The organism is Acidovorax sp. PRC11, from assembly GCF_031844105.1.
Classification (GTDB): Bacteria; Pseudomonadota; Gammaproteobacteria; order Burkholderiales; family Burkholderiaceae_C; genus Paracidovorax.
Genome location: NZ_JAUZUQ010000018.1, coordinates 45972 through 65897, shown reverse-complemented (window position 1 = coordinate 65897; position 19926 = coordinate 45972). Strand labels below are relative to the sequence as shown.

Annotated in this window: 28 protein-coding genes and 1 tRNA gene; 24 read left to right on the top strand and 5 right to left on the bottom strand. The window is 66.7% G+C overall.

All coding sequences use genetic code 11. The features are described 5' to 3' along the window. Positions 1 to 99: 99 nt before the first annotated feature. The 20 genes from Q9R47_RS18710 to Q9R47_RS18615 all read left to right on the top strand — a co-directional run bounded on the left by Q9R47_RS18710 (position 100) and on the right by Q9R47_RS18615 (position 12279). Complete coding sequence (locus Q9R47_RS18710; protein ID WP_311234665.1) at positions 100 to 1692, top strand: glycerol-3-phosphate dehydrogenase/oxidase; 1593 nt, start codon at positions 100 to 102, stop codon at positions 1690 to 1692. 190 nt (positions 1693 to 1882) lie between these two features. Then, positions 1883 to 2251: a 50S ribosomal protein L14 gene (rplN, locus tag Q9R47_RS18705; protein ID WP_092952073.1), complete on the top strand. Its 369-nt coding sequence runs from the start codon at positions 1883 to 1885 to the stop codon at positions 2249 to 2251. Positions 2252 to 2260: 9 nt separating this feature from the next. Further along, the gene (gene rplX, locus Q9R47_RS18700; RefSeq protein WP_311234664.1) at positions 2261 to 2581 is read left to right on the top strand and encodes a 50S ribosomal protein L24; all 321 of its coding nucleotides are present in this window, start codon (positions 2261 to 2263) and stop codon (positions 2579 to 2581) included. Between the two features lie 9 nt (positions 2582 to 2590). Continuing rightward, complete coding sequence (gene rplE / locus Q9R47_RS18695; RefSeq protein WP_311234663.1) at positions 2591 to 3130, top strand: 50S ribosomal protein L5; 540 nt, start codon at positions 2591 to 2593, stop codon at positions 3128 to 3130. 9 nt (positions 3131 to 3139) lie between these two features. Next, entirely contained in the window at positions 3140 to 3445 is a 306-nt protein-coding gene (gene rpsN / locus Q9R47_RS18690) for a 30S ribosomal protein S14 (protein ID WP_311234662.1), read from the top strand. 18 nt (positions 3446 to 3463) lie between these two features. Beyond that, positions 3464 to 3859 (top strand): 30S ribosomal protein S8, encoded by a 396-nt coding sequence (gene rpsH / locus Q9R47_RS18685; protein ID WP_107171494.1) that lies wholly within the window; start codon positions 3464 to 3466, stop codon positions 3857 to 3859. 23 nt (positions 3860 to 3882) lie between these two features. Further along, positions 3883 to 4416 carry a 50S ribosomal protein L6 gene (gene rplF / locus Q9R47_RS18680; RefSeq protein WP_311234661.1) on the top strand — a complete coding sequence of 178 codons (534 nt, stop codon included), beginning with the start codon at positions 3883 to 3885 and terminating at the stop codon, positions 4414 to 4416. A gap of 11 nt (positions 4417 to 4427) precedes the next feature. Beyond that, positions 4428 to 4793 carry a 50S ribosomal protein L18 gene (gene rplR, locus Q9R47_RS18675; RefSeq protein WP_159502555.1) on the top strand — a complete coding sequence of 122 codons (366 nt, stop codon included), beginning with the start codon at positions 4428 to 4430 and terminating at the stop codon, positions 4791 to 4793. 16 nt (positions 4794 to 4809) lie between these two features. Continuing rightward, positions 4810 to 5328 (top strand): 30S ribosomal protein S5, encoded by a 519-nt coding sequence (rpsE, locus tag Q9R47_RS18670; protein ID WP_311234660.1) that lies wholly within the window; start codon positions 4810 to 4812, stop codon positions 5326 to 5328. Positions 5329 to 5342: 14 nt separating this feature from the next. Then, positions 5343 to 5525 (top strand): 50S ribosomal protein L30, encoded by a 183-nt coding sequence (gene rpmD, locus Q9R47_RS18665; protein ID WP_011793794.1) that lies wholly within the window; start codon positions 5343 to 5345, stop codon positions 5523 to 5525. Between the two features lie 10 nt (positions 5526 to 5535). Continuing rightward, a complete protein-coding gene (gene rplO, locus Q9R47_RS18660) occupies positions 5536 to 5967 on the top strand; it encodes a 50S ribosomal protein L15 (protein ID WP_311234659.1) in 432 nt (143 codons plus the stop codon). 28 nt (positions 5968 to 5995) lie between these two features. Continuing rightward, positions 5996 to 7315 carry a preprotein translocase subunit SecY gene (gene secY / locus Q9R47_RS18655; RefSeq protein ID WP_311234658.1) on the top strand — a complete coding sequence of 440 codons (1320 nt, stop codon included), beginning with the start codon at positions 5996 to 5998 and terminating at the stop codon, positions 7313 to 7315. A gap of 145 nt (positions 7316 to 7460) precedes the next feature. Continuing rightward, entirely contained in the window at positions 7461 to 7574 is a 114-nt protein-coding gene (gene rpmJ, locus Q9R47_RS18650) for a 50S ribosomal protein L36 (RefSeq protein WP_011793797.1), read from the top strand. A gap of 21 nt (positions 7575 to 7595) precedes the next feature. Next, complete coding sequence (rpsM, locus tag Q9R47_RS18645; protein ID WP_011793798.1) at positions 7596 to 7961, top strand: 30S ribosomal protein S13; 366 nt, start codon at positions 7596 to 7598, stop codon at positions 7959 to 7961. Between the two features lie 18 nt (positions 7962 to 7979). Continuing rightward, positions 7980 to 8384 (top strand): 30S ribosomal protein S11, encoded by a 405-nt coding sequence (gene rpsK / locus Q9R47_RS18640; protein WP_011793799.1) that lies wholly within the window; start codon positions 7980 to 7982, stop codon positions 8382 to 8384. Positions 8385 to 8490: 106 nt separating this feature from the next. Next, positions 8491 to 9114: a 30S ribosomal protein S4 gene (gene rpsD / locus Q9R47_RS18635; protein ID WP_311234657.1), complete on the top strand. Its 624-nt coding sequence runs from the start codon at positions 8491 to 8493 to the stop codon at positions 9112 to 9114. Positions 9115 to 9225: 111 nt separating this feature from the next. After that, positions 9226 to 10218 carry a DNA-directed RNA polymerase subunit alpha gene (locus Q9R47_RS18630; protein ID WP_311234656.1) on the top strand — a complete coding sequence of 331 codons (993 nt, stop codon included), beginning with the start codon at positions 9226 to 9228 and terminating at the stop codon, positions 10216 to 10218. 102 nt (positions 10219 to 10320) lie between these two features. Continuing rightward, a complete protein-coding gene (gene rplQ / locus Q9R47_RS18625) occupies positions 10321 to 10725 on the top strand; it encodes a 50S ribosomal protein L17 (RefSeq protein ID WP_311234655.1) in 405 nt (134 codons plus the stop codon). A gap of 18 nt (positions 10726 to 10743) precedes the next feature. Then, positions 10744 to 10820, top strand: a tRNA-Met gene (locus tag Q9R47_RS18620). 208 nt (positions 10821 to 11028) lie between these two features. Beyond that, positions 11029 to 12279 (top strand): Hsp70 family protein, encoded by a 1251-nt coding sequence (locus Q9R47_RS18615; protein WP_311234654.1) that lies wholly within the window; start codon positions 11029 to 11031, stop codon positions 12277 to 12279. Between the two features lie 172 nt (positions 12280 to 12451). Here the strand turns inward: Q9R47_RS18615 and rsmI are convergent, their stop codons facing one another. Further along, the gene (gene rsmI / locus Q9R47_RS18610; protein ID WP_311234653.1) at positions 12452 to 13420 is read right to left on the bottom strand and encodes a 16S rRNA (cytidine(1402)-2'-O)-methyltransferase; all 969 of its coding nucleotides are present in this window, start codon (positions 13418 to 13420) and stop codon (positions 12452 to 12454) included. Between rsmI and Q9R47_RS18605 the strand changes: the two genes are divergently transcribed. The 3 genes from Q9R47_RS18605 to Q9R47_RS18595 all read left to right on the top strand — a co-directional run bounded on the left by Q9R47_RS18605 (position 13420) and on the right by Q9R47_RS18595 (position 15152). Further along, positions 13420 to 13827, top strand: coding sequence for a YraN family protein (locus Q9R47_RS18605; protein ID WP_311234652.1), 408 nt, complete (start codon positions 13420 to 13422; stop codon positions 13825 to 13827). The two genes, rsmI and Q9R47_RS18605, sit on opposite strands and share 1 nt — an antisense overlap. Before the next feature lie 72 nt (positions 13828 to 13899). Further along, positions 13900 to 14502, top strand: coding sequence for an SIS domain-containing protein (locus tag Q9R47_RS18600; protein ID WP_311234651.1), 603 nt, complete (start codon positions 13900 to 13902; stop codon positions 14500 to 14502). After that, on the top strand, positions 14499 to 15152 hold the full coding sequence (locus Q9R47_RS18595; protein WP_311234650.1) for a BON domain-containing protein: 654 nt from the start codon (positions 14499 to 14501) through the stop codon (positions 15150 to 15152). The genes Q9R47_RS18600 and Q9R47_RS18595 overlap by 4 nt, the downstream gene beginning before the upstream one ends. 42 nt (positions 15153 to 15194) lie before the next feature. Here the strand turns inward: Q9R47_RS18595 and Q9R47_RS18590 are convergent, their stop codons facing one another. The 4 genes from Q9R47_RS18590 to Q9R47_RS18575 all read right to left on the bottom strand — a co-directional run bounded on the left by Q9R47_RS18590 (position 15195) and on the right by Q9R47_RS18575 (position 19156). Next, positions 15195 to 16133 (bottom strand): NAD(P)-dependent oxidoreductase, encoded by a 939-nt coding sequence (locus Q9R47_RS18590; protein WP_311234649.1) that lies wholly within the window; start codon positions 16131 to 16133, stop codon positions 15195 to 15197. Positions 16134 to 16220: 87 nt separating this feature from the next. Next, complete coding sequence (locus Q9R47_RS18585) at positions 16221 to 17357, bottom strand: PilT/PilU family type 4a pilus ATPase (RefSeq protein ID WP_311234648.1); 1137 nt, start codon at positions 17355 to 17357, stop codon at positions 16221 to 16223. A 27-nt stretch (positions 17358 to 17384) separates the two neighbouring features. Continuing rightward, positions 17385 to 18026 (bottom strand): cyclic nucleotide-binding domain-containing protein, encoded by a 642-nt coding sequence (locus Q9R47_RS18580; protein ID WP_311234647.1) that lies wholly within the window; start codon positions 18024 to 18026, stop codon positions 17385 to 17387. Positions 18027 to 18112: 86 nt separating this feature from the next. Next, the gene (locus Q9R47_RS18575) at positions 18113 to 19156 is read right to left on the bottom strand and encodes a type IV pilus twitching motility protein PilT (RefSeq protein ID WP_311234646.1); all 1044 of its coding nucleotides are present in this window, start codon (positions 19154 to 19156) and stop codon (positions 18113 to 18115) included. Between the two features lie 43 nt (positions 19157 to 19199). On the opposite strand from Q9R47_RS18575, the gene Q9R47_RS18570 reads away from it, so the two are divergent. Further along, on the top strand, positions 19200 to 19925 hold the full coding sequence (locus Q9R47_RS18570; protein ID WP_311234645.1) for a YggS family pyridoxal phosphate-dependent enzyme: 726 nt from the start codon (positions 19200 to 19202) through the stop codon (positions 19923 to 19925). Position 19926: the final 1 nt, after the last annotated feature.

Here is a 19926-nt window from a genome sequence, read left to right as displayed (position 1 = left end):
CCGGCCCGCTCGCGGGGCTGCGCGGGAGATCCGCTTTTTGAAGGGTCATATCAGGGTTTACCCTGTACATCGGCCCGGTTGAATGGACAATTCATCGCCATGACATCTCCGAACACGCCCCTGCCCACCGACCGCGCCCGACTGCTGGCGCAGCTTGCCGAACCCCGCCAGTACGATCTGGCGGTCATCGGGGGCGGCGCGACGGGGCTGGGCGTGGCACTCGACGCCGCGGCGCGCGGCTTCAGCGTCGTCCTGGTCGAGTCCCACGATTTCGCGAAGGGCACGTCCTCGCGCGCCACCAAGCTCGTGCACGGCGGCGTCCGCTACCTCGCACAGGGCAATATCTCGCTGGTGCGCGAGGCGCTGCACGAGCGCACCACGCTGCTCGGCAATGCGCCGCACCTGGCGCAGCCGCTGCCCTTCGTGATGCCGTCCTACCGTTTCTGGGAAACGCCTTTCTACGGATTGGGCCTCAAGGCCTACGACCTGCTCGCGGGCCGTGCCGGCCTGGGCACCACCGAATTCCTGGGCCGTGAGGGCACGCTGCGCCTGCTGCCCACCGTGCGCCGCGACGGCCTGCAGGGCGGCGTCAAGTACTGGGACGGCCAGTTCGACGACGCCCGGCTCGCCCTGGCGCTCGCGCGCACCGCGGCGCTGCGCGGCGCGCTGCTCGTCAACTACTGCCCGGCGCGCGAACTCATCCACGAGAACGGCAAGGTGGTGGGACTGCGCTGCGAAGACACCGAGACCGGCACCCCGTACACGATCCGGGCGCGCTGCGTCGTCAACGCCACCGGCGTCTGGGTGGACGGCCTGCGCAGCCAGGACGCCGAAGCCCTGGGCCGGCCCGCGCGGCCCATCGTCGCGCCGAGCCAGGGCGTGCACATCGTGGTGGACCGCGAGTTCCTGCCGTCCGACCACGCGATGATGGTGCCCAAGACCGCCGACGGCCGCGTCCTCTTCGCCGTGCCCTGGCTCGGCAAGGTCATCCTCGGCACCACCGACAGCCCGCGGCAGGACCTGGAACGCGAGCCGCGTCCGTTCAAGGAAGAGGCCGACTTCATCCTCAGCGAATCGGCGCGCTACCTCACCCGCGCCCCGTCGGCCGCGGACGTGCGCAGCATCTGGGTGGGCCTGCGCCCGCTGGTGCGCCCGCCCGACGACGAGGGTGGCAACACCAAGAGCATCAGCCGCGAGCACACCGTGCTGGCGAGCCCGAGCGGCCTGGTCACCGTGACCGGCGGCAAATGGACCACCTACCGGGCCATGGCGGAGGACGTGTTGCAGAAATGCTTCGATGCCGGCCTGCTGCCGGCCCGCGCCGGCGGCGCCACCCAGCGCCTGCCGGTGGTGGGTGCGCCCAACGGCCCGGTGCGGCACGGCATGGACGAGGCCCAGGGGCCGCATTCCTACGGCTCCGAGGCGGTTTTCCTGGACAATGTGCCCGGCGCGCAACACTGGCTGGCGCCGGGCCTCTCCGAGGCGATGGTGCGCTTCGCCGCCCGCCACGAGTACGCCCGCACCGTCGAGGACATGCTCGCGCGCCGCAGCCGCATGCTCTTCCTCGACGCCGCCCAGGCCCTGCGCCTGGCCCCGCAGGTGGCCGCCATCCTGCAGGAAGAGCTGGGCACCGACCCCGGCCTTGCCGCCTTCGAGGCGCTGGCCGCGCAGTACCACACGGTTCCTGCGTAACGGCTTGACACGCCCCTTCTTTTTTGAAAGAATCGAGGGCTTCGCGTTTCTCTACGCGGATTTCTGCCCAGCGGGAAGCGGCGCAAATGGTTTGCGCCGCGGACGACGGGCCCAAGACTGACTGGCTGGTCCGCAGCCCTGAGACGTTCCCAGGGCTGTCGATCTGCTGGTGCAAGTTGGGAATATTCACATGATCCAGACAGAAACTCGGTTAGACGTTGCCGACAATACCGGCGCGAAGTCCGTCCTGTGCATCAAGGTGCTGGGTGGTTCCAAGCGTCGCTATGCCAGCGTGGGCGACATCATCAAGGTGAGCATCAAGGAAGCCGCTCCGCGTGGCCGCGTCAAGAAGGGCGAGGTCTACAGCGCAGTGGTGGTCCGCACCGCCAAGGGCATCCGTCGCGGCGACGGTTCGCTCGTCAAATTCGACGGCAACGCAGCAGTGTTGCTGAATGCAAAGCTGGAGCCCATCGGCACCCGCATCTTCGGCCCCGTGACGCGTGAACTGCGTACCGAGCGCTTCATGAAGATCGTGTCCCTGGCTCCCGAAGTTCTCTGAGGACTCGCCATGAACAAGATTCGCAAGGGCGACGAAGTGATCGTGCTCACCGGGCGCGACAAGGGCAAGCGCGGCACGGTGTCGCTGCGCAAGGATGACTCTTTCCTGGTCATCGACGGCATCAACCTGGTCAAGAAGCACGTCAAGCCGAACCCCATGAAGGGTACGACCGGCGGCATCGTGGAAAAGGCCATGCCCATCCACCAGTCCAACGTGGCCATCTTCAATGCTGCCACGGGCAAGGCCGATCGCGTGGGCATCAAGGTGCAGGCGGATGGTTCGCGCGTTCGCGTGTTCAAGTCCAGCGGCGCTGAAATCAAGGCGGCCTAAGGAGTCAACATGGCACGACTGCAACAACACTACCGCGACAAGATCGCCCCCGAACTCACCAAGCAGTTCGGCTACACCTCGCCCATGGAGGTCCCCCGCCTCACGAAGATCACCCTGAACATGGGTGTGAGCGAAGCGGTGTCCGACAAGAAGGTGATGGACAACGCCGTGGCCGATCTGACGAAGATCGCCGGCCAGAAGCCCGTCGTGACGAAGGCCAAGAAGGCCATCGCCGGCTTCAAGATCCGCGAAGGCCAGGCCATCGGCTGCATGGTCACCCTGCGCGGCGTCCAGATGTACGAATTCCTCGACCGTTTCGTGACCGTGGCCCTGCCCCGCGTCCGTGACTTCCGTGGTATTTCCGGCCGTGCCTTCGATGGCCGCGGCAACTACAACATCGGCGTCAAAGAACAGATCATCTTCCCCGAAATCGAATACGACAAGGTGGATGCCCTGCGTGGCCTGAACATCAGCATCACCACGACGGCCAAGTCGGACGAAGAGGCCAAGGCCCTGCTCGCCGGCTTCCGTTTCCCCTTCAAGAACTAAAGGCTGCGTATGGCTAAACAAGCTTTGATCCAGCGCGAACTGAAGCGCGAAAAACTGGCCGCCAAGTACGCCGCGAAGTATGCGGAACTGAAGGCCATCGCCAGCGACGCGAAGCGCAGCGACGAGGAGCGCGAAGCCGCCCGCCTCGGCCTGCAGAAGCTGCCCCGCAACGCGAACCCCACGCGCCAGCGCAACCGCTGCGAAATCACGGGTCGTCCCCGTGGCACGTTCCGCCAATTCGGTCTGGCCCGCGCCAAGATCCGTGAACTGGCTTTTGCCGGTGACATCCCGGGTGTCACCAAGGCCAGCTGGTAAGCAGGCAGGAGAAAACACATGAGCATGAGTGATCCCATCGCTGACTTGCTGACCCGCATCCGCAATGCACAAATGGTGTCCAAGGCCACCGTGTCCGTGCCTTCTTCCAAAGTGAAGATCGCCATCGTGCAGGTGCTGAAGGACGAGGGTTACATCGACGGCTTCGAAGTGAAGGCCGACGGCAACAAGTCCGAAATCGAAATTTCCCTGAAGTACTACGCCGGCCGTCCGGTGATCGAGCGCATCGAGCGCGTGAGCCGTCCCGGCCTGCGCGTGTACAAGGGCCGCGACTCCATCCCCCAGGTCATGAACGGTCTGGGCGTTGCCATCGTCACCACCCCCAAGGGCGTGATGACGGATCGCAAGGCACGTGCCACCGGTGTCGGCGGCGAAGTGCTTTGCTACGTCGCTTAACGTGGCATTGAGGAGAAACTGAAATGTCCCGCGTAGGAAAAATGCCGGTGGCCATCCCCAATGGTGTGGATGTGTCCATCACGGAACAGCAGATCAGCGTGAAGGGTTCGGGCGGTTCGCTGTCCGTCGCCCAGAACCGCCTGGTCAAGGTGTCCAACAACGAAGGCAAGCTCAGCTTCGAGCCGGCCGACGAATCCCGCGAAGCCAATGCCATGAGCGGCACGATCCGCCAGCTCGTGAACAACATGGTGGTGGGTGTCAGCAAGGGCTTCGAGAAGAAGCTGAACCTGATCGGCGTGGGCTACAAGGCCCAGGCTTCGGGCGCCAAGCTGAACCTCGCCGTCGGCTACTCGCATCCCGTGAACTTCGAGATGCCCGCAGGCATCACGGTGGCCACGCCGACCCCCACGGAAATCGTGATCAAGGGTGCGGACCGCCAGCGCGTGGGCCAGCTCGCCGCCGAAATCCGTGCCGTTCGTCCTCCCGAGCCCTACAAGGGCAAGGGCATCCGTTATTCGGATGAGAAGGTCACGATCAAAGAGACCAAGAAGAAGTAAGGAGCTGCAGCATGTTGACCAAGAAAGAGCAGCGTCTTCGTCGTTCGCGCCAGACCCGTATCCGCATTGCACAGCAAGGCGTGGTACGCCTGACGGTGAACCGCACGAACCTCCACATCTACGCCAGCGTCATCTCCGAAGACGGCACCCGCGTGCTTGCCAGCGCTTCCACGGCGGAAGCCGAAGTGCGCAAGGAACTGGGCTCGTCGGGCAAGGGTGGCAACGCCGCCGCGGCCCAGATGATCGGCAAGCGCATCGCTGAAAAGGCGAAGGCCGCCGGCATCGAGAAGGTCGCATTCGACCGCGCCGGGTTCGCATACCACGGCCGCGTGAAGGCCCTCGCAGAAGCCGCGCGTGAAGCCGGCCTGCAGTTCTAAGCGGAGCGAATAGAAAATGGCTAAGTTTCAACCCAAAGTGCAGACCGAAGGACAAGACGACGGGATGCGCGAGAAGATGATCGCGGTCAACCGCGTGACCAAAGTCGTGAAGGGCGGCCGTATTCTCGGCTTCGCTGCACTGACCGTGGTCGGCGACGGTGACGGCCGCGTGGGCATGGGCAAGGGCAAGTCCAAGGAAGTGCCTGCTGCCGTGCAGAAGGCGATGGAAGAGTGCCGCCGCAACCTGGTGAAGGTTGCGCTCAAGAACGGCTCCATCCACCACTCGGTGAAGGGTCACCACGGTGCCGCTTCGGTGGAACTCCACCCGGCTCCCAAGGGTACCGGCATCATCGCCGGCGGCCCGATGCGCGCCGTGTTCGAAGTGGTGGGCATCACCGACATCGTGGCCAAGAGCCATGGTTCGTCGAACCCCTACAACATGGTCCGCGCTACGTTCGACGCCCTGGTGAACTCCACCACCCCGGCGAACGTGGCAGCCAAGCGCGGCAAGTCGGTCGAAGACATCTTCGCCTGAACGGAGCTCTGCAAATGACTACGCAACAAACCGTCAAGATTCAACTGGTGCGCAGCCCCATCGGCACCAAGGAATCGCACCGCGCCACCGTTCGCGGCCTGGGCCTGCGCAAGCTGAACAGCGTCAGCGAGCTCAAGGACAGCCCCGAAGTGCGCGGCATGATCAACAAGATCAGCTATCTGGTCAAGGTCCTCTGAGAGGTTGATGATGGAACTCAATAGCATCAAGCCCGCAGAAGGCGCGAAGCATGCCAAGCGCCGTGTCGGCCGTGGCATCGGCTCCGGCCTGGGCAAGACCGCAGGCCGCGGCCACAAGGGCCAGAAGTCGCGTTCGGGTGGCTACCACAAGGTGGGCTTCGAAGGCGGCCAGATGCCCCTGCAGCGCCGTCTGCCCAAGCGCGGCTTCAAGTCGCACCTGCTGAAGTTCAACGCCGAAGTGACGCTGAGCACCCTCGAGCAGCTCGGCCTGGCCGAAGTCGACCTCGCAGCGCTCAAGAGCGCCGGCGCGGTGGGCCAGCTCGCCAAGGTGGTCAAGGTCATCAAGAGCGGCGAACTCACCAAGGCCGTGAAGCTGAACGGCATCGGTGCCACGGCTGGCGCCAAGGCCGCGATCGAAGCGGCCGGCGGCAGCCTGGCCTGAGCGGACACGCTGGAAAAGGAACGCATTCGTGGCTACCAGTGCAGCGTCGATTGCAAAGACCGGTAAATTCGGCGACCTGCGTCGCCGGCTGGTTTTCCTGCTGCTGGCCTTGATCGTCTACCGCATCGGGGCGCACATCCCGGTGCCGGGCATCGATCCTGCCCAGCTGCAGCAGCTGTTCAGTGGCCAGCAAGGCGGTATCCTGAACCTGTTCAACATGTTCTCGGGCGGGGCCCTGTCCCGCTTCACGGTGTTCGCACTGGGGATCATGCCGTACATCTCGGCATCGATCATCATGCAGCTGATGACCTACGTCCTTCCGACCTTCGAGCAATTGAAGAAGGAAGGCGAGGCGGGACGCCGCAAGATCACGCAGTACACGCGCTACGGAACGCTCGGTCTGGCCATTTTCCAGTCGCTCGGCATCGCCGTGGCGCTGGAGAGTTCCGCCGGCCTCGTGCTGAGCCCGGGCTTCGGCTTCCGCCTCACCGCGGTGGTCAGCCTGACGGCCGGCACCATGTTCCTCATGTGGCTCGGCGAGCAGATCACCGAACGCGGCCTCGGCAACGGCATCTCGATCCTGATCTTCTCGGGTATCGCGGCCGGCCTGCCGAGCTCGATCGGCGGCCTGCTGGAGCTGGTGCGCACGGGTGCGATGAGCATCCTGGCAGCCATCTTCATCGTGCTGCTGGTGGCGCTGGTGACGTACTTCGTGGTGTTCGTGGAACGCGGTCAGCGCAAGATCCTCGTGAACTATGCCCGCCGCCAGGTGGGCAACAAGGTCTACGGGGGGCAGTCTTCGCACCTGCCGCTGAAGCTGAACATGGCCGGGGTGATTCCACCGATCTTCGCGTCGTCGATCATCCTGCTGCCCGCCACGATCGTGAACTGGTTCAGTGCTGGCGAATCGATGCGCTGGCTGCGCGACATCTCCGGTGCGCTGACCCCCGGTCAGCCCATCTACGTGATGTTCTACGCGGCTGCCATCGTGTTCTTCTGCTTCTTCTACACGGCGCTGGTCTTCAACAGCCGTGAGACGGCGGACAACCTGAAGAAGAGCGGTGCGTTCATCCCCGGCATCCGTCCGGGCGAGCAGACGGCCCGCTACATCGACAAGATCCTGGTGCGGCTGACGCTGGCCGGCGCGGTGTACATCACCTTCGTCTGCCTGCTGCCGGAGTTCCTGATCTTGAAGTACAACGTGCCGTTCTATTTCGGTGGCACGTCCCTGCTGATCATCGTGGTCGTCACCATGGACTTCATGGCCCAGGTGCAGAACTACATGATGTCCCAGCAGTACGAGTCGCTGCTCAAGAAGGCGAACTTCAAAGCAACACCAGGCTCCTGAGGTCTGGCGAGCCGGAAGCGGATCCGCTACAATCGCGGGTTCGCCTCCAGCATGTACGGTTAATGATGCCCATCGATCCATCGCGGGCACGCAAAGTGTGTTCCGCGCGTGGCCGGAACGAATGGACTAGTTTTAGGAGAGTGAAATGAGAGTTTCGGCTTCGGTCAAGAAAATCTGCCGCAACTGCAAGATCATCCGCCGCAAGGGTGTCGTGCGGGTCATCTGCACCGACATGCGCCATAAGCAGCGCCAAGGTTGATTGAAAGTTTAGAGGACGCAAATGGCACGTATCGCTGGCATCAACATTCCGCCGCATCAGCATGCTGAAATCGGCCTGACGGCTATCTTCGGCATCGGACGCACGCGCGCTCGCAAGATCTGCGAAGCCTGCGGCATCGCCTACTCCAAGAAGATCAAGGATCTGACGGACGGCGATCTCGAAAAAATCCGCGACCAGATCGCTCAGTTCACCATCGAAGGTGACCTGCGTCGCGAAACCACGATGAACATCAAGCGCCTGATGGACATCGGCTGCTACCGTGGTTTCCGCCATCGCCGTGGTCTGCCGATGCGTGGTCAGCGCACCCGCACGAACGCCCGCACCCGCAAGGGTCCGCGCAAGGGTGCCGCAGCGCTCAAGAAATAAGCAGATTGAAAGATCCACATGGCAAAGTCTCCCGCCAATAACGCAGCGCAGCGTGTGCGCAAGAAGGTTCGCAAGAACGTCTCCGACGGCATCGCGCACGTGCACGCTTCGTTCAACAACACGATCATCACGATCACGGACCGCCAGGGCAACGCCCTGTCGTGGGCCTCTTCGGGTGGCCAGGGCTTCAAGGGTTCGCGCAAGTCGACGCCCTTCGCAGCCCAGGTGGCTTCCGAAGTGGCCGGCCGCGCCGCGATCGAGCAAGGCATCAAGAACCTCGACGTCGAGATCAAGGGCCCCGGCCCGGGTCGCGAATCGTCGGTGCGCGCCCTGGGCGCCCTGGGCATCCGCATCACGTCCATCTCCGACGTGACGCCCGTGCCGCACAACGGCTGCCGCCCGCAAAAGCGTCGCCGCATCTGATTTTTTCGCGCAAGTAAGCCCACCGCCACCCGGCGCATGCGTGGTTGCATGGTACGGGTGGCTCCCGCGTTTCCAACGCGGCAGATGACAATTCAAGGAAGCTCAAGTGGCACGTTACCTCGGCCCCAAGGCCAAACTCTCCCGCCGTGAAGGCACCGACCTGTTCCTGAAGAGCGCACGCCGCTCCATCGCGGACAAGTCCAAGTTCGACTCCAAGCCCGGCCAGCACGGCCGCACTTCCGGCGCCCGCACGTCCGACTTCGGCCTGCAGCTGCGCGAGAAGCAGAAGGTCAAGCGCATGTACGGCGTGCTGGAAAAGCAGTTCCGCCGCTACTTCGAGACCGCCGACCGCCGCAAGGGCAACACCGGCGCGAACCTGCTGTCGCTGCTCGAGTCCCGCCTGGACAACGTGGTGTACCGCATGGGCTTCGGCTCCACGCGCGCCGAGGCACGCCAGCTGGTGTCCCACAAGGCGATCACGGTGAACGGCCAGTCCGTCAACATCGCGTCCTACCTGGTGAAGCCGGGTGACGTGGTGGCCGTGCGCGAGAAGTCCAAGAAGCAAGTCCGCATCGTGGAAGCTCTGCAACTGGCTCAACAGGTCGGCATGCCCGCCTGGGTGGAAGTGAACGCCGACAAGGCCGAAGGCACCTTCAAGAAGACGCCCGACCGCGACGAATTCGGCGCAGACATCAACGAATCCCTGATCGTTGAGTTGTACTCGCGCTAATCCACGGCGTTCATCGATCGCAATTGTTTCCCGTACCGCGAGGCATCGCGGTACGGGTGCTTCGCCAGCCTTACCGGTGTAACGAGCTGGGGGTATTGAGAGGAAGTCTGCATGCAAACCAATTTGCTGAAACCCAAGACGATCAACGTCGAACAGCTCGGGCACAACCGTGCCAAGGTGGCGCTCGAGCCCTTCGAACGCGGCTACGGGCACACGCTCGGCAACGCCATCCGGCGTGTGCTGCTGTCGTCCATGGTGGGTTACGCAGCAACGGAAGTGACGATCGCCGGTGTGCTCCACGAGTACTCGTCCATCGACGGCGTCCAGGAAGATGTCGTGAACATCCTCCTGAACCTGAAGGGCGTGGTGTTCAAGCTCCACAACCGCGACGAAGTCACGCTGAGCCTGCGCAAGGACGGCGAAGGCGTCGTCACCGCGCGCGACATCCAGACGCCGCACGACGTCGAGATCGTCAACCCGGACCACGTGATCGCCCACCTGTCGCAAGGCGGCAAGCTGGACATGCAGATCAAGGTGGAAAAGGGCCGCGGCTACGTGCCGGGCAACCTGCGCCGCTATGCCGACGAATCGACCAAGTCGATCGGCCGCATCGTGCTGGACGCCTCGTTCTCGCCCGTCAAGCGCGTGAGCTACAACGTCGAGAGCGCCCGCGTCGAGCAGCGCACCGACCTGGACAAGCTGGTCGTCGAGATCGAGACCAATGGTGCGATCACCGCCGAGGACGCCGTGCGCGCCTCCGCCAAGATCCTGGTGGAACAGCTCGCCGTGTTCGCGCAGCTCGAGGGCGGCGAACTGGCTGCGTTCGACGCGCCGGCCGGCCCGCGCGGCAGCGCCACGTTCGATCCGATCCTGCTGCGCCCCGTGGACGAGCTGGAACTGACCGTGCGTTCGGCCAACTGCCTGAAGGCCGAGAACATCTACTACATCGGCGACCTGATCCAGCGTACCGAGAACGAGCTGCTCAAGACCCCGAACCTGGGCCGCAAGTCGCTCAACGAGATCAAGGAAGTGCTGGCTTCGCGCGGGCTGACGCTCGGCATGAAGCTCGAGAACTGGCCTCCGGCAGGCCTGGACAAGCGCTGAGCGGATCGTTTTATAATCTTCGGTTCCCCACTTCGGGGACCAGTGCTGCGGGCAGTACCTGATACGGCTGCCCGTTTTAATTGACTGATAAGGAAAAGCACCATGCGCCACGGACACGGCCTTCGCAAACTCAACCGCACCAGCTCGCACCGCCTCGCGATGCTGCAGAACATGATGAACTCGCTCATCGAGCACGAGGCCATCAAGACCACGGTCCCCAAGGCCAAGGAACTGCGCCGCGTGATCGAGCCCATGATCACCCTGGCCAAGGAAGACACCGTGGCGAACCGCCGCCTGGCTTTCGACCGCCTGCGCGACCGTGACAGCGTGACCAAGCTGTTCAACGTGCTCGGCCCGCTGTTCAAGGCCCGTCCGGGCGGCTACACCCGCATCCTGAAGATGGGTTACCGCGTGGGCGACAACGCACCCATGGCTTTCGTGGAATTCGTGGAGCGTCCGGAAGTCGCCGAAACTTCTGCAGATTCTTCCGCAGACGCCGCAAAGTAAGCTATAATTCATTTCTACCGCGCGATGGAGCAGTCTGGTAGCTCGTTGGGCTCATAACCCAAAGGTCGGAGGTTCAAATCCTTCTCGCGCAACCAAATAAGTGCCCTGCACTTCAAAAACGCCCACTGAACAGTGGGCGTTTTTGTTTTTGTGCTCTCCTTGCGCAGTGCTCTTCGTGCACGGCATCGCGCCGATGCACCTGCCCTGGGCCCGCGAGGTGATGCCGCCTGCCGGCGGACAGCTCTCCGCGGTGTACCGCTGCCGTCCTATTTCGTTTTTTCCACCAGTTTTCGCTGTTCTCCCATGCGCCCGTTGACCCTCGGCATCGATTTCGGCACTTCCAATTCCGCGATGGCGGTCCGGCGGGACGGCGAGCCGGCGCAGATGGTGCCCGTGGAAGACACCCACCACACGCTGCCGACGGCGATGTTCTTCAACACCGAGGAGTCGCGCACGCACGTGGGCCGGGACGCGATCACCCAGTACCTGGCAGGCACCGAAGGGCGGCTGATGCGGTCGCTCAAGAGCCTGCTCGGCAGCGCACTGCTCGAAGAGAAGACGGCGGTGCAGGGTACGCTCATGAGCTACCAGGACATCATCGCGCTGTTCCTGCGCATGCTGGCACGCCGTGCCCAGGCGGTGGTGGGCGAAGCGCCCACGCGCGTCGTGCTCGGGCGGCCGGTGCATTTCGTGGACGGCGATCCGAAGCGGGATGCGCTGGCGGAGAGCGCGCTGCAGCGGGCCGCCGAAATGGCCGGCTTCACGGACATCGCCTTCCAGCTCGAACCGATTGCCGCCGCGCTCGACTACGAGCAGCGCGTGGACCGGGAGACGCGGGTGCTGGTGGTGGACATCGGCGGCGGTACTTCCGATTTCACCGTGGTGCTGCTGGGACCCGATCGCATGCACCGCGCCGACCGCAGCGGCGACGTGCTGGCCACGGCCGGCGTGCACCTGGGCGGCACGGACTTCGACCAGCGGCTGAGCCGTGCGCACGTGATGCCGCTGCTGGGCCTGGGGCACCACGGGCCGTCCGGCCGCGAGGTGCCCAGCCGCGTGTTCTACGACCTCTCGACGTGGCATCTGATCCAGTGGCTGTACAGCCCGAAAGCGCTCGCCGAAGCGAAGGGGCTGCGATCGGACTACCGCGATGCGCAGCTGCACGACCGGCTGATGCGGGTGCTCTCGGAGCGCTGGGGGCACCGCCTGGCGCAAAGCGTGGAGCAGGCGAAGATCGAGGTGTCGAGCGCGGGCGTGCCGGCGGTACTGCCGCTCGACTGGCTGGAGCGCGGGCTCGCAGCGCAGATCACGCCGGAGGCGCTGGCTGCGAACCTGCAGGCGCCTCTGCAGGAGGTGGTGCGCTGCGCGGCGGACTGCCTGGCGGCGGCCGATCTGGGAGGGCGGGGCGTGGATGCGCTCTACCTCACCGGCGGCTCGTCGGCCCTGAAACCGTTGCGCGACGCGCTGGCGATGGCGTTTCCTGGCGTGCCGCAGGTCGAGGGCGATCTGTTCGGTGGCGTGGCTGCAGGGCTGGCGTACACCGTCCGGCCCTGAGAGCGGCTGACGCGACCCTCCTGGCGTCGCCGCCGCATCTTGCCGTACGACCTGTGCTGCCTGCGATGAGACGCCTGGCCAGAACCGCTTCGCTGGCCCGTGCCAGCCGCCCTGATGGCGCGCCGCCGGCCACGGGTTGGCGCGGCAGCGCGCGCCTGCTGGCCGAAAGCGGTCAGCCGGCGTCGTCCTCCCGGCCGTTCTCTTTCTTCATCGCCAGTGCCGCGTCGTAGAGCGTATTGCGCGGCGCTCCGCTGATCTCGGCGGCGAGGCGCACGGCGGTCTTCACGGGCAGTTCGGCCAGCAGCAGGCGCAGGGCGCGCAGGCCGGCGGTGGTGGCGGGCGAGGCATCGCCCTCCGGCGCGGGGGCGGGGTGCACGACGACCACGAATTCACCGCGGGTGCGCGAGGTGCCCTCGGCCTGCAGCCAGTCCGCCAGCGTGCGCGCGGGCAGGGTGGCGATCTCTTCGAACTGCTTGGTGATCTCCCGGGCGAGGGTGACCGGCCGATCGCCCAGGGGTTCCAGCGCGGCCGCCAGTTCGGTGATGCGGTGCGGGGCTTCCAGCAGCACGGTGCAGCGGTGTTCTGCGGCCAGCGCCTGGACCGCGGCGTGGCGCTCCGCGGAGCGCGTGGGCAGAAAGCCCGCGAACAGGAAGCCGCCGGCCAGCGGCTGGTGGGCGGCGGGTCCTGCGGCCAGGGCGCCGGCCACGCTGAGCGCGGCGGTGACGCTGCTCGCTCCCGGCAGCGGCAGCGCACGCAGGCCGGCCGCCTGCACGGCGGCCACGAGGCGCGCGCCCGGATCGCTCACGCCCGGCGTGCCGGCGTCGCTCACGTAGGCGACGCGTTCACCGCGCTGCAGCCGCTGCACGACGGCCTGCGCCGCCTCGGCCTCGTTGTGCTGGTGCACGGCCATGCATTGCGCGGATGCCTTGTCGATGCCGTAGGCGCGCAGCAGCGCCTGGGTGTGGCGGGTGTCCTCGCAGGCGACGGCATCGGCCAGTTGCAGCACGTGGAGGGCGCGCAGGGTGATGTCCGCAAGGTTGCCGATCGGCGTGGCGACGACGTAGAGTGCGCCCTGCGGATAATGCTGCGCTGCGGCCGCGTCGCGCGCGGCGGACAGGGCGGAGGCGAAAGAGGCGCTCAATGGGAATCCTTGAAAAGAAGACGGCCGGCCCGGGAGGGGCCGCGCGGAAGACGACGACGCGGGCCGCGGGCATGGCTGCGGAAGACCGGGCGCTGGCGCATCTGCAGGCGGCCGGGCTGCGGCTGCTCACACGCAATTATCGGACGCCGGGCCGCGGCGGCGGGGAGATCGACCTGATCCTGCGCGACCGCGACGGCACGCTGGTGTTCGTGGAGGTGCGCAGCCGCGCCAGCGCGGCCTTCGGCGGGGCCGGCGCGAGCATCGGCGCGGCGAAACAGCGGCGCATCGTGTTCGCCGCGCGGCACTACCTGCTGCGCTGGCCGTCGCTGCCGCCGTGCCGGTTCGATGCCGTGCTGGTGGAGGCGGACGCGGTGCGGTGGGTGAAGGCGGCGTTCGACGCCGGGTAGGCGGGCCGACCCTCCGACCCGCCAACCCTTTGCTACCTTCGCCGCCAGCCCCGGCGGGTATCATCGGCCTTCATGCTCGAGCAACGCATCCAACAGCATTTCATCGACAGCGCGGACCTCAAATACCAGGCCGCGCAGCTTCTCAGCCAACCCATCGAGGCCGCCGTGCAGGCCGTCCTCGCGTGCGTCACCAGCGGGGCCAAGGTGTTGGCCTGCGGCAGCGGCGCGGCGTCGGGGCTGGCACGGCAGTTCGCCGCGCTCTGCGTGGCCGGCTTCGAACGGGAGCGTCCCGAGCTCGCGGCCATCGCGCTGGAGCCCGACGCGCTCTGGTCCGCCCCGGGCACGCCGGGCGGCGACGCCCAGGTGCTGGCCCGGCAGGTGCGGGCGCTCGGCCAGGCCGGCGATGTGCTGCTCGCGGTGACGGACGGCAGCGCCGGCACGGATGCCGCGCTGGTGGAGGCCGCGCAGGCCGCCCACGAGCGCGACATGACGGTGATCGCCCTCACGGGCCGGGCCGGTGGTGCCCTGGCCGGCATGCTGCGCGAGACCGACGTGCTGATCGGCGTGCCCCACGACCGTGCCGCCCGCGTGCGCGAGGTGCATGCGCTGGTGCTGCACTGCCTGTGCGACGGCATCGATGCCCAATTACTTGGTGAACAGGAGATACCGCTATGACTTTCCGGACCTTGACCCGTACCACCGGCGCCGTGTTGGCCGCCATCGCGCTGGGCACCGTGCTGTCGGCCTGCGCGCCCCTCTTGATCGGCGGCGCGGCCGTGGGCACCATGATGGCCGCCGACCGGCGCACCACCGGCTCCCAGGTGGAGGACGAAGGCATCGAGCTGCGCACGGCCAACCGGCTGCGCGACACCTTCGGCGACCGGGTGCACGTCAACGTCACGAGCTACAACCGGCAGGTGCTGCTGACGGGCGAGGTGCCCTCGCAGCAGGACAAGGAGCGCGTGGAGCAGGCGGTGCTGGCGGTGGAGAACGTGCGCTCGGTGGTGAACGACATCGCCGTGATGTCGGCCAGCACGCTCTCGCAGCGCGCCAACGACACGCTCATCACGGGCAAGGTGCGCGCGAGCCTGGTGGACGCCAAGGACCTCTTCGCGACGGCCTTCAAGGTGGTGACGGAGCGCAACACCGTCTACCTGATGGGCCGCGTCACCCAGCGCGAGGCCGACCGCGCCACGGATATCGCGCGCGGCGTGAACGATGTGCGCAAGGTCGTGCGCGTGTTCGAGATCGTCTCCGAGCAGGAACTGGCGCGCGGGTTCTCGCAGCAGCCGCGTCCTGCACCGGTCACCACGGACAATCAATAAGAGGCACCCCCCTGAGCGGCTGCGCCGCTCCGGGCTGCCGGTTCAGCCGTTCTGCGGCTTCTTCACGCCCAGGCGGGTGATGAGGCTGGAGGTGTCCCAGCGCGCGCCGCCGGACTGCTGGACGTCGGCGTAGAACTGGTCGACGAGGGCGGTGAGGGGAAGGCGGGCGCCGTTGCGGTGGGCTTCCTGGAGCACCAGGCCCAGGTCCTTGCGCATCCAGTCGACGGCGAAGCCGAAGTCGAAGCGGCCCTCCACCATGGTCTTGCCGCGGTTGTCCATCTGCCAGCTCTGGGCGGCGCCCTTGCCGATCACGTCGAGCACGAGCGGCATGTCCAGGCCCGCATGCTGGCCGAAGGCGATGGCTTCCGAGAGGCCCTGGACGATGCCCGCGATGCAGATCTGGTTGACCATCTTGGCGAGCTGGCCGGCGCCGCTGTCGCCGATGCGCGTGAAGGCGCGCGAGAACGCCATCGCCACGGGGCGCACCTGGTCGAAGGCTTCGGCATCGCCGCCGCACATGACGGTGAGCTGGCCGTTCTGCGCGCCGGCCTGGCCGCCGGAGACGGGCGCATCGACGAAGCGCAGGCCCAGCGTGCGCGCGGCCTGGGCCAGTTCGCGGGCGACTTCGGCCGACGCCGTGGTGTGGTCCACGAAGACCGCGCCGGGCTGCATGCCGGCGAAGGCGCCGTCGGCGCCGAGCACGACCGAGCGCAGGTCGTCGTCGTTGCCCACGCAGCAGAACACGATGTCCGCGCCCTGGGCGGCCTCGCGCGGCGTGGCCGCATGCCGGGCGCCGGCCGTCTGCGCGAATTCCCCGCACCAGGCGGCGGCCTTGGCGGCGGTGCGGTTGTAGACGGTGACCTGGTGCCCGGCGAGCGCCAGGTGGCCGGCCATCGGGTAGCCCATCACGCCCAGGCCCAGGAAGGCGACCTTGCGCGGGGGGAGGGCGTCGTAGCTGCGCGGGGCGGTACTGGATGGCATGGGGTCGGGTCTCCTGTCGGGTGCGGGTGAACGGTGGAAAAGACGGCGCCCGCCGGGGCGCGGCGGGCGCGGCGTGGAGGGACGGCGTCAGACGATGGCGAAGTGCTCGGTGCCGGACGACAGGTCGTTGCTGCGCGCGCGCTGGCTGCCGAGCTTGATCTGCAGGCGCAGGTCGTTGAGCGAGTCGGCATTGCGCAGCGCGTCTTCGTAGCTGATGACGTTGGCCTCGAATAGATCGAACAGCGACTGGTCGAAGGTCTGCATGCCGAGGTTGCGGCTCTTCTTCATGATCTCCTTGATCTCGACGACCTCGCCCTTGAAGATCAGGTCGGCGATCAGCGGCGTGTTGAGCATGACTTCCACCGCCGCGGCACGGCCCTTGCCGTCCTGCCGGGGGATGAGGCGCTGCGACACCATGGCGCGCAGGTTGAGCGACAGGTCCATGAGCAGCTGCGTGTGGCGTTCCTCGGGGAAGAAGTTGACGATCCGGTCCAGCGCCTGGTTGGCGCTGTTGGCGTGCAGCGTGGCGAGGCACAGGTGGCCGGTCTCGGAGAAGGCGATGGCGTGGTCCATGGTCTCGCGGTCGCGGATCTCGCCCATGAGGATCACGTCGGGGGCCTGGCGCAGCGTGTTCTTGAGCGCCGCCTCCCAGCTGTCGGTGTCGAGGCCCACTTCGCGCTGCGTGACGACGCAGTTCTTGTGCGGGTGCACGAATTCGATCGGGTCTTCCACGGTGATGATGTGGCCGAAGGAGTTCTCGTTGCGCCAGTCGACCATGGCCGCGAGGGTGGTCGATTTGCCCGAGCCGGTGGCACCCACGAGGATGCACAGCCCGCGCTTGGACATGGTGATCTCCTTGAGCACCTGCGGCACGCCGAGCCCGTCGATGGTGGGCAGCGTGAGCGGGATGGTCCGCAGCACCATGCCGACGCGGCCCTGCTGGATGAAGGCGTTCACGCGGAAGCGGCCGATGCCCGCGGGGGAGATGGCGAAGTTGCACTCCTTGGTGCGCTCGAAATCCGCCACCTGCTTGTCGCTCATGATGGCGCGCGCCAGGGTCAGGGTGTGCGACGGCGTGAGGGGCTGGGGGGAGACCTTGGTGACCTTGCCGTCCACCTTGATGGCGGGCGGGAATTCCGCGGTGATGAAGAGGTCGCTGCCGCCCCGGCCCACCATGAGCTTGAGCAGGTCGTTGATGAATTTGCTGGCCTGATCGCGTTCCATTCAGTGCTCCGGTCGGTGCGCGGCGTGTCAGCGCTGGCTGTCGCTCAGGCGGGCGCTGACCACGCGCAGGCGCTGCGAGAGCTTGCGGGCGAGCAGCGCGACGAGGCTGGCGGCGAGCTGCGGGTCCCGGGCCATCATGTCGTCGAGGGCCTCGGCGCTCAGCACCGCGATCTCGCAGTCGGTGAGCGTGGTGCAGGCGGAGAAGCGGATGCCGCTGTCGAGCAGCGACATCTCGCCCAGGATGTCGCCCGGGCGCGTTTCGGCGAGCCGCAGGTGCTCGCCCCAGGGCTGGACGCGGTCGACGGCGATGGTGCCGGTGAGCAGCACGACCATGAAGTTGCCGTATTCATCCTGGCGGATCACGTCGCGGTCGGCGGGCACGGACGCGAACTGGAAGAAGCGCTCCATGCGCTCGACGGCGGAGGCGTCCAGGTGCGCCATGTAGCGGTCCTTCGACCAGAGCGCCTGCAGCAGCTTGCCGCCGCGGCTGGTGGGCAGGCGCTGGGCCGCGACCTCGACGGCGCGCGCCTCCCAGGGCACGAGCATGGAGCTGTCCACGCCCTGGCCGGCGAAGGCCGTGGTGAAGAAGACCGAATCGCTGCCGCTTTCGCCGCTGGACTTGGCGCCGCTGCGGGACTTGGCCTTGAGCAGGCCGAGGATGCCTTTCATGGGATGCTCCGGTTCGCGCGGCGGTCAGGTGGGCCGTGCGGTGTGTGGAAGGGGGCTGCCGTCGGCGCCGAGGGATCCTTGGGGCCTCAGCCCGGGAAGTTCTCCGGGATCTTGGCCTTGCTGCGCGCCTCGGCGGGGCTGATGACGTTGCGCCGCACGAGGTCGGTGAGGTTCTGATCGAGCGTCTGCATGCCGACGCTGCTGCTGGTCTGGATGGTGGAGTACATCTGCGCCACCTTGGCCTCGCGGATCAGGTTGCGGATGGCGCTGGTGCCCAGCATGATCTCGTGCGCCGCCACGCGGCCCTGGCCGTCCTTGGTCTTGCACAGCGTCTGGGAGATCACGGCCTGCAGGGATTCGGACAGCATGGCGCGCACCATTTCCTTCTCTTCGGCGGGGAAGACGTCGATGATCCGGTCGATGGTCTTGGCGGCGCTGGAGGTGTGCAGCGTGCCGAAGACGAGGTGGCCCGTCTCGGCCGCGGTCATCGCGAGGCGGATGGTCTCCAGGTCGCGCATTTCGCCCACGAGGATCGCGTCCGGGTCTTCGCGCAGGGCGGACTTGAGCGCGGCGGCGAAGGAGAGCGTCATCGGCCCGACCTCGCGCTGGTTGACCAGGCACTTCTTGGAGTCGTGCACGAACTCGATCGGGTCTTCCACCGTGAGGATGTGCCCGTACTCGGTCTCGTTGAGATGGTTCACCATGGCCGCGAGCGTGGTGGACTTGCCCGAGCCGGTGGGGCCGGTGACGAGCACGAGGCCGCGCGGCTTGAGGGCGAGGTCGGCGAAGATGCGCGGCGCGTTGAGCTGCTCGAGCGTGAGGATCTTGCTCGGGATGGTGCGGAACACGGCCGCGGCGCCGCGGTTCTGGTTGAAGGCGTTGACACGGAAGCGCGCCAGGCCTTCGATCTCGAAGGAGAAGTCGACCTCGAGGAACTCTTCGTAGACCTTGCGCTGGGCATCGCTCATGATGTCGTACACCATGGCGTGCACCATCTTGTGGTCGAGCGCGTCGACGTTGATGCGGCGCACGTCGCCGTGGACCCGGATCATCGGCGGCAGGCCGGCGGAGAGATGCAGGTCGGAGGCCTTGTTCTTCACGCTGAAGGCGAGCAGTTGGGTGATGTCCACGGAAGGCCCTTAGGTCGTTTGGTACGCTTGGAGAGCAAACATTATGACGACGATTGGTAACAACCTCCAAGGGGTCCTGGACCGCATCGCGCAGGCCTGCGCATCCGCCGGCCGGCCGCCGCACAGCGTGCGCCTGCTGGCCGTTTCCAAGACGTTCGACGCCGCCGCCGTGCGCGAGGCGGCGCGGGCGGGGCAGCACGCCTTCGGCGAGAACTACATCCAGGAAGGCGTGGAGAAGATCGCGGCCCTGCGCGCGCCGGGCTCGGGGTGGGAGCGGCCGCTGGAGTGGCACTGCATCGGCCCGGTACAGAGCAACAAGACGCGCCTCGTGGCCGAGCACTTCGACTGGGTGCACACGGTGGACCGGCTGAAGACGGCCGAGCGGCTGTCGCAGCAGCGGCCGGAGCACCTGCCTGCGCTGCAGGTGTGCATCCAGGTGAACGTGGACGGCGGCGCGAACAAGGCCGGGGTGCCGCCCGCCGAGGCGCAGGCGCTGGTCCGCGCGGTGGCCGGGCTGCCGCGGCTGCGGCTGCGGGGGCTGATGGCCATTCCCGAGCCGGCGCCGGATTTCGCTGCGCAGTACGCGGTGCACCGGCAGGCGCGCGAACTCTTCGAGCGGCTGCGCGCGGCGGGCGATGCGGGGCTGGAGGCCTTCGACACGCTCTCGCTCGGCATGACGGCCGACCTGGAGGCCGCCATCCACGCCGGCAGCACCCTGGTGCGCGTGGGCAGCGGCATCTTCGGCCACCGCAGCTATCCGGCGCGCTGAG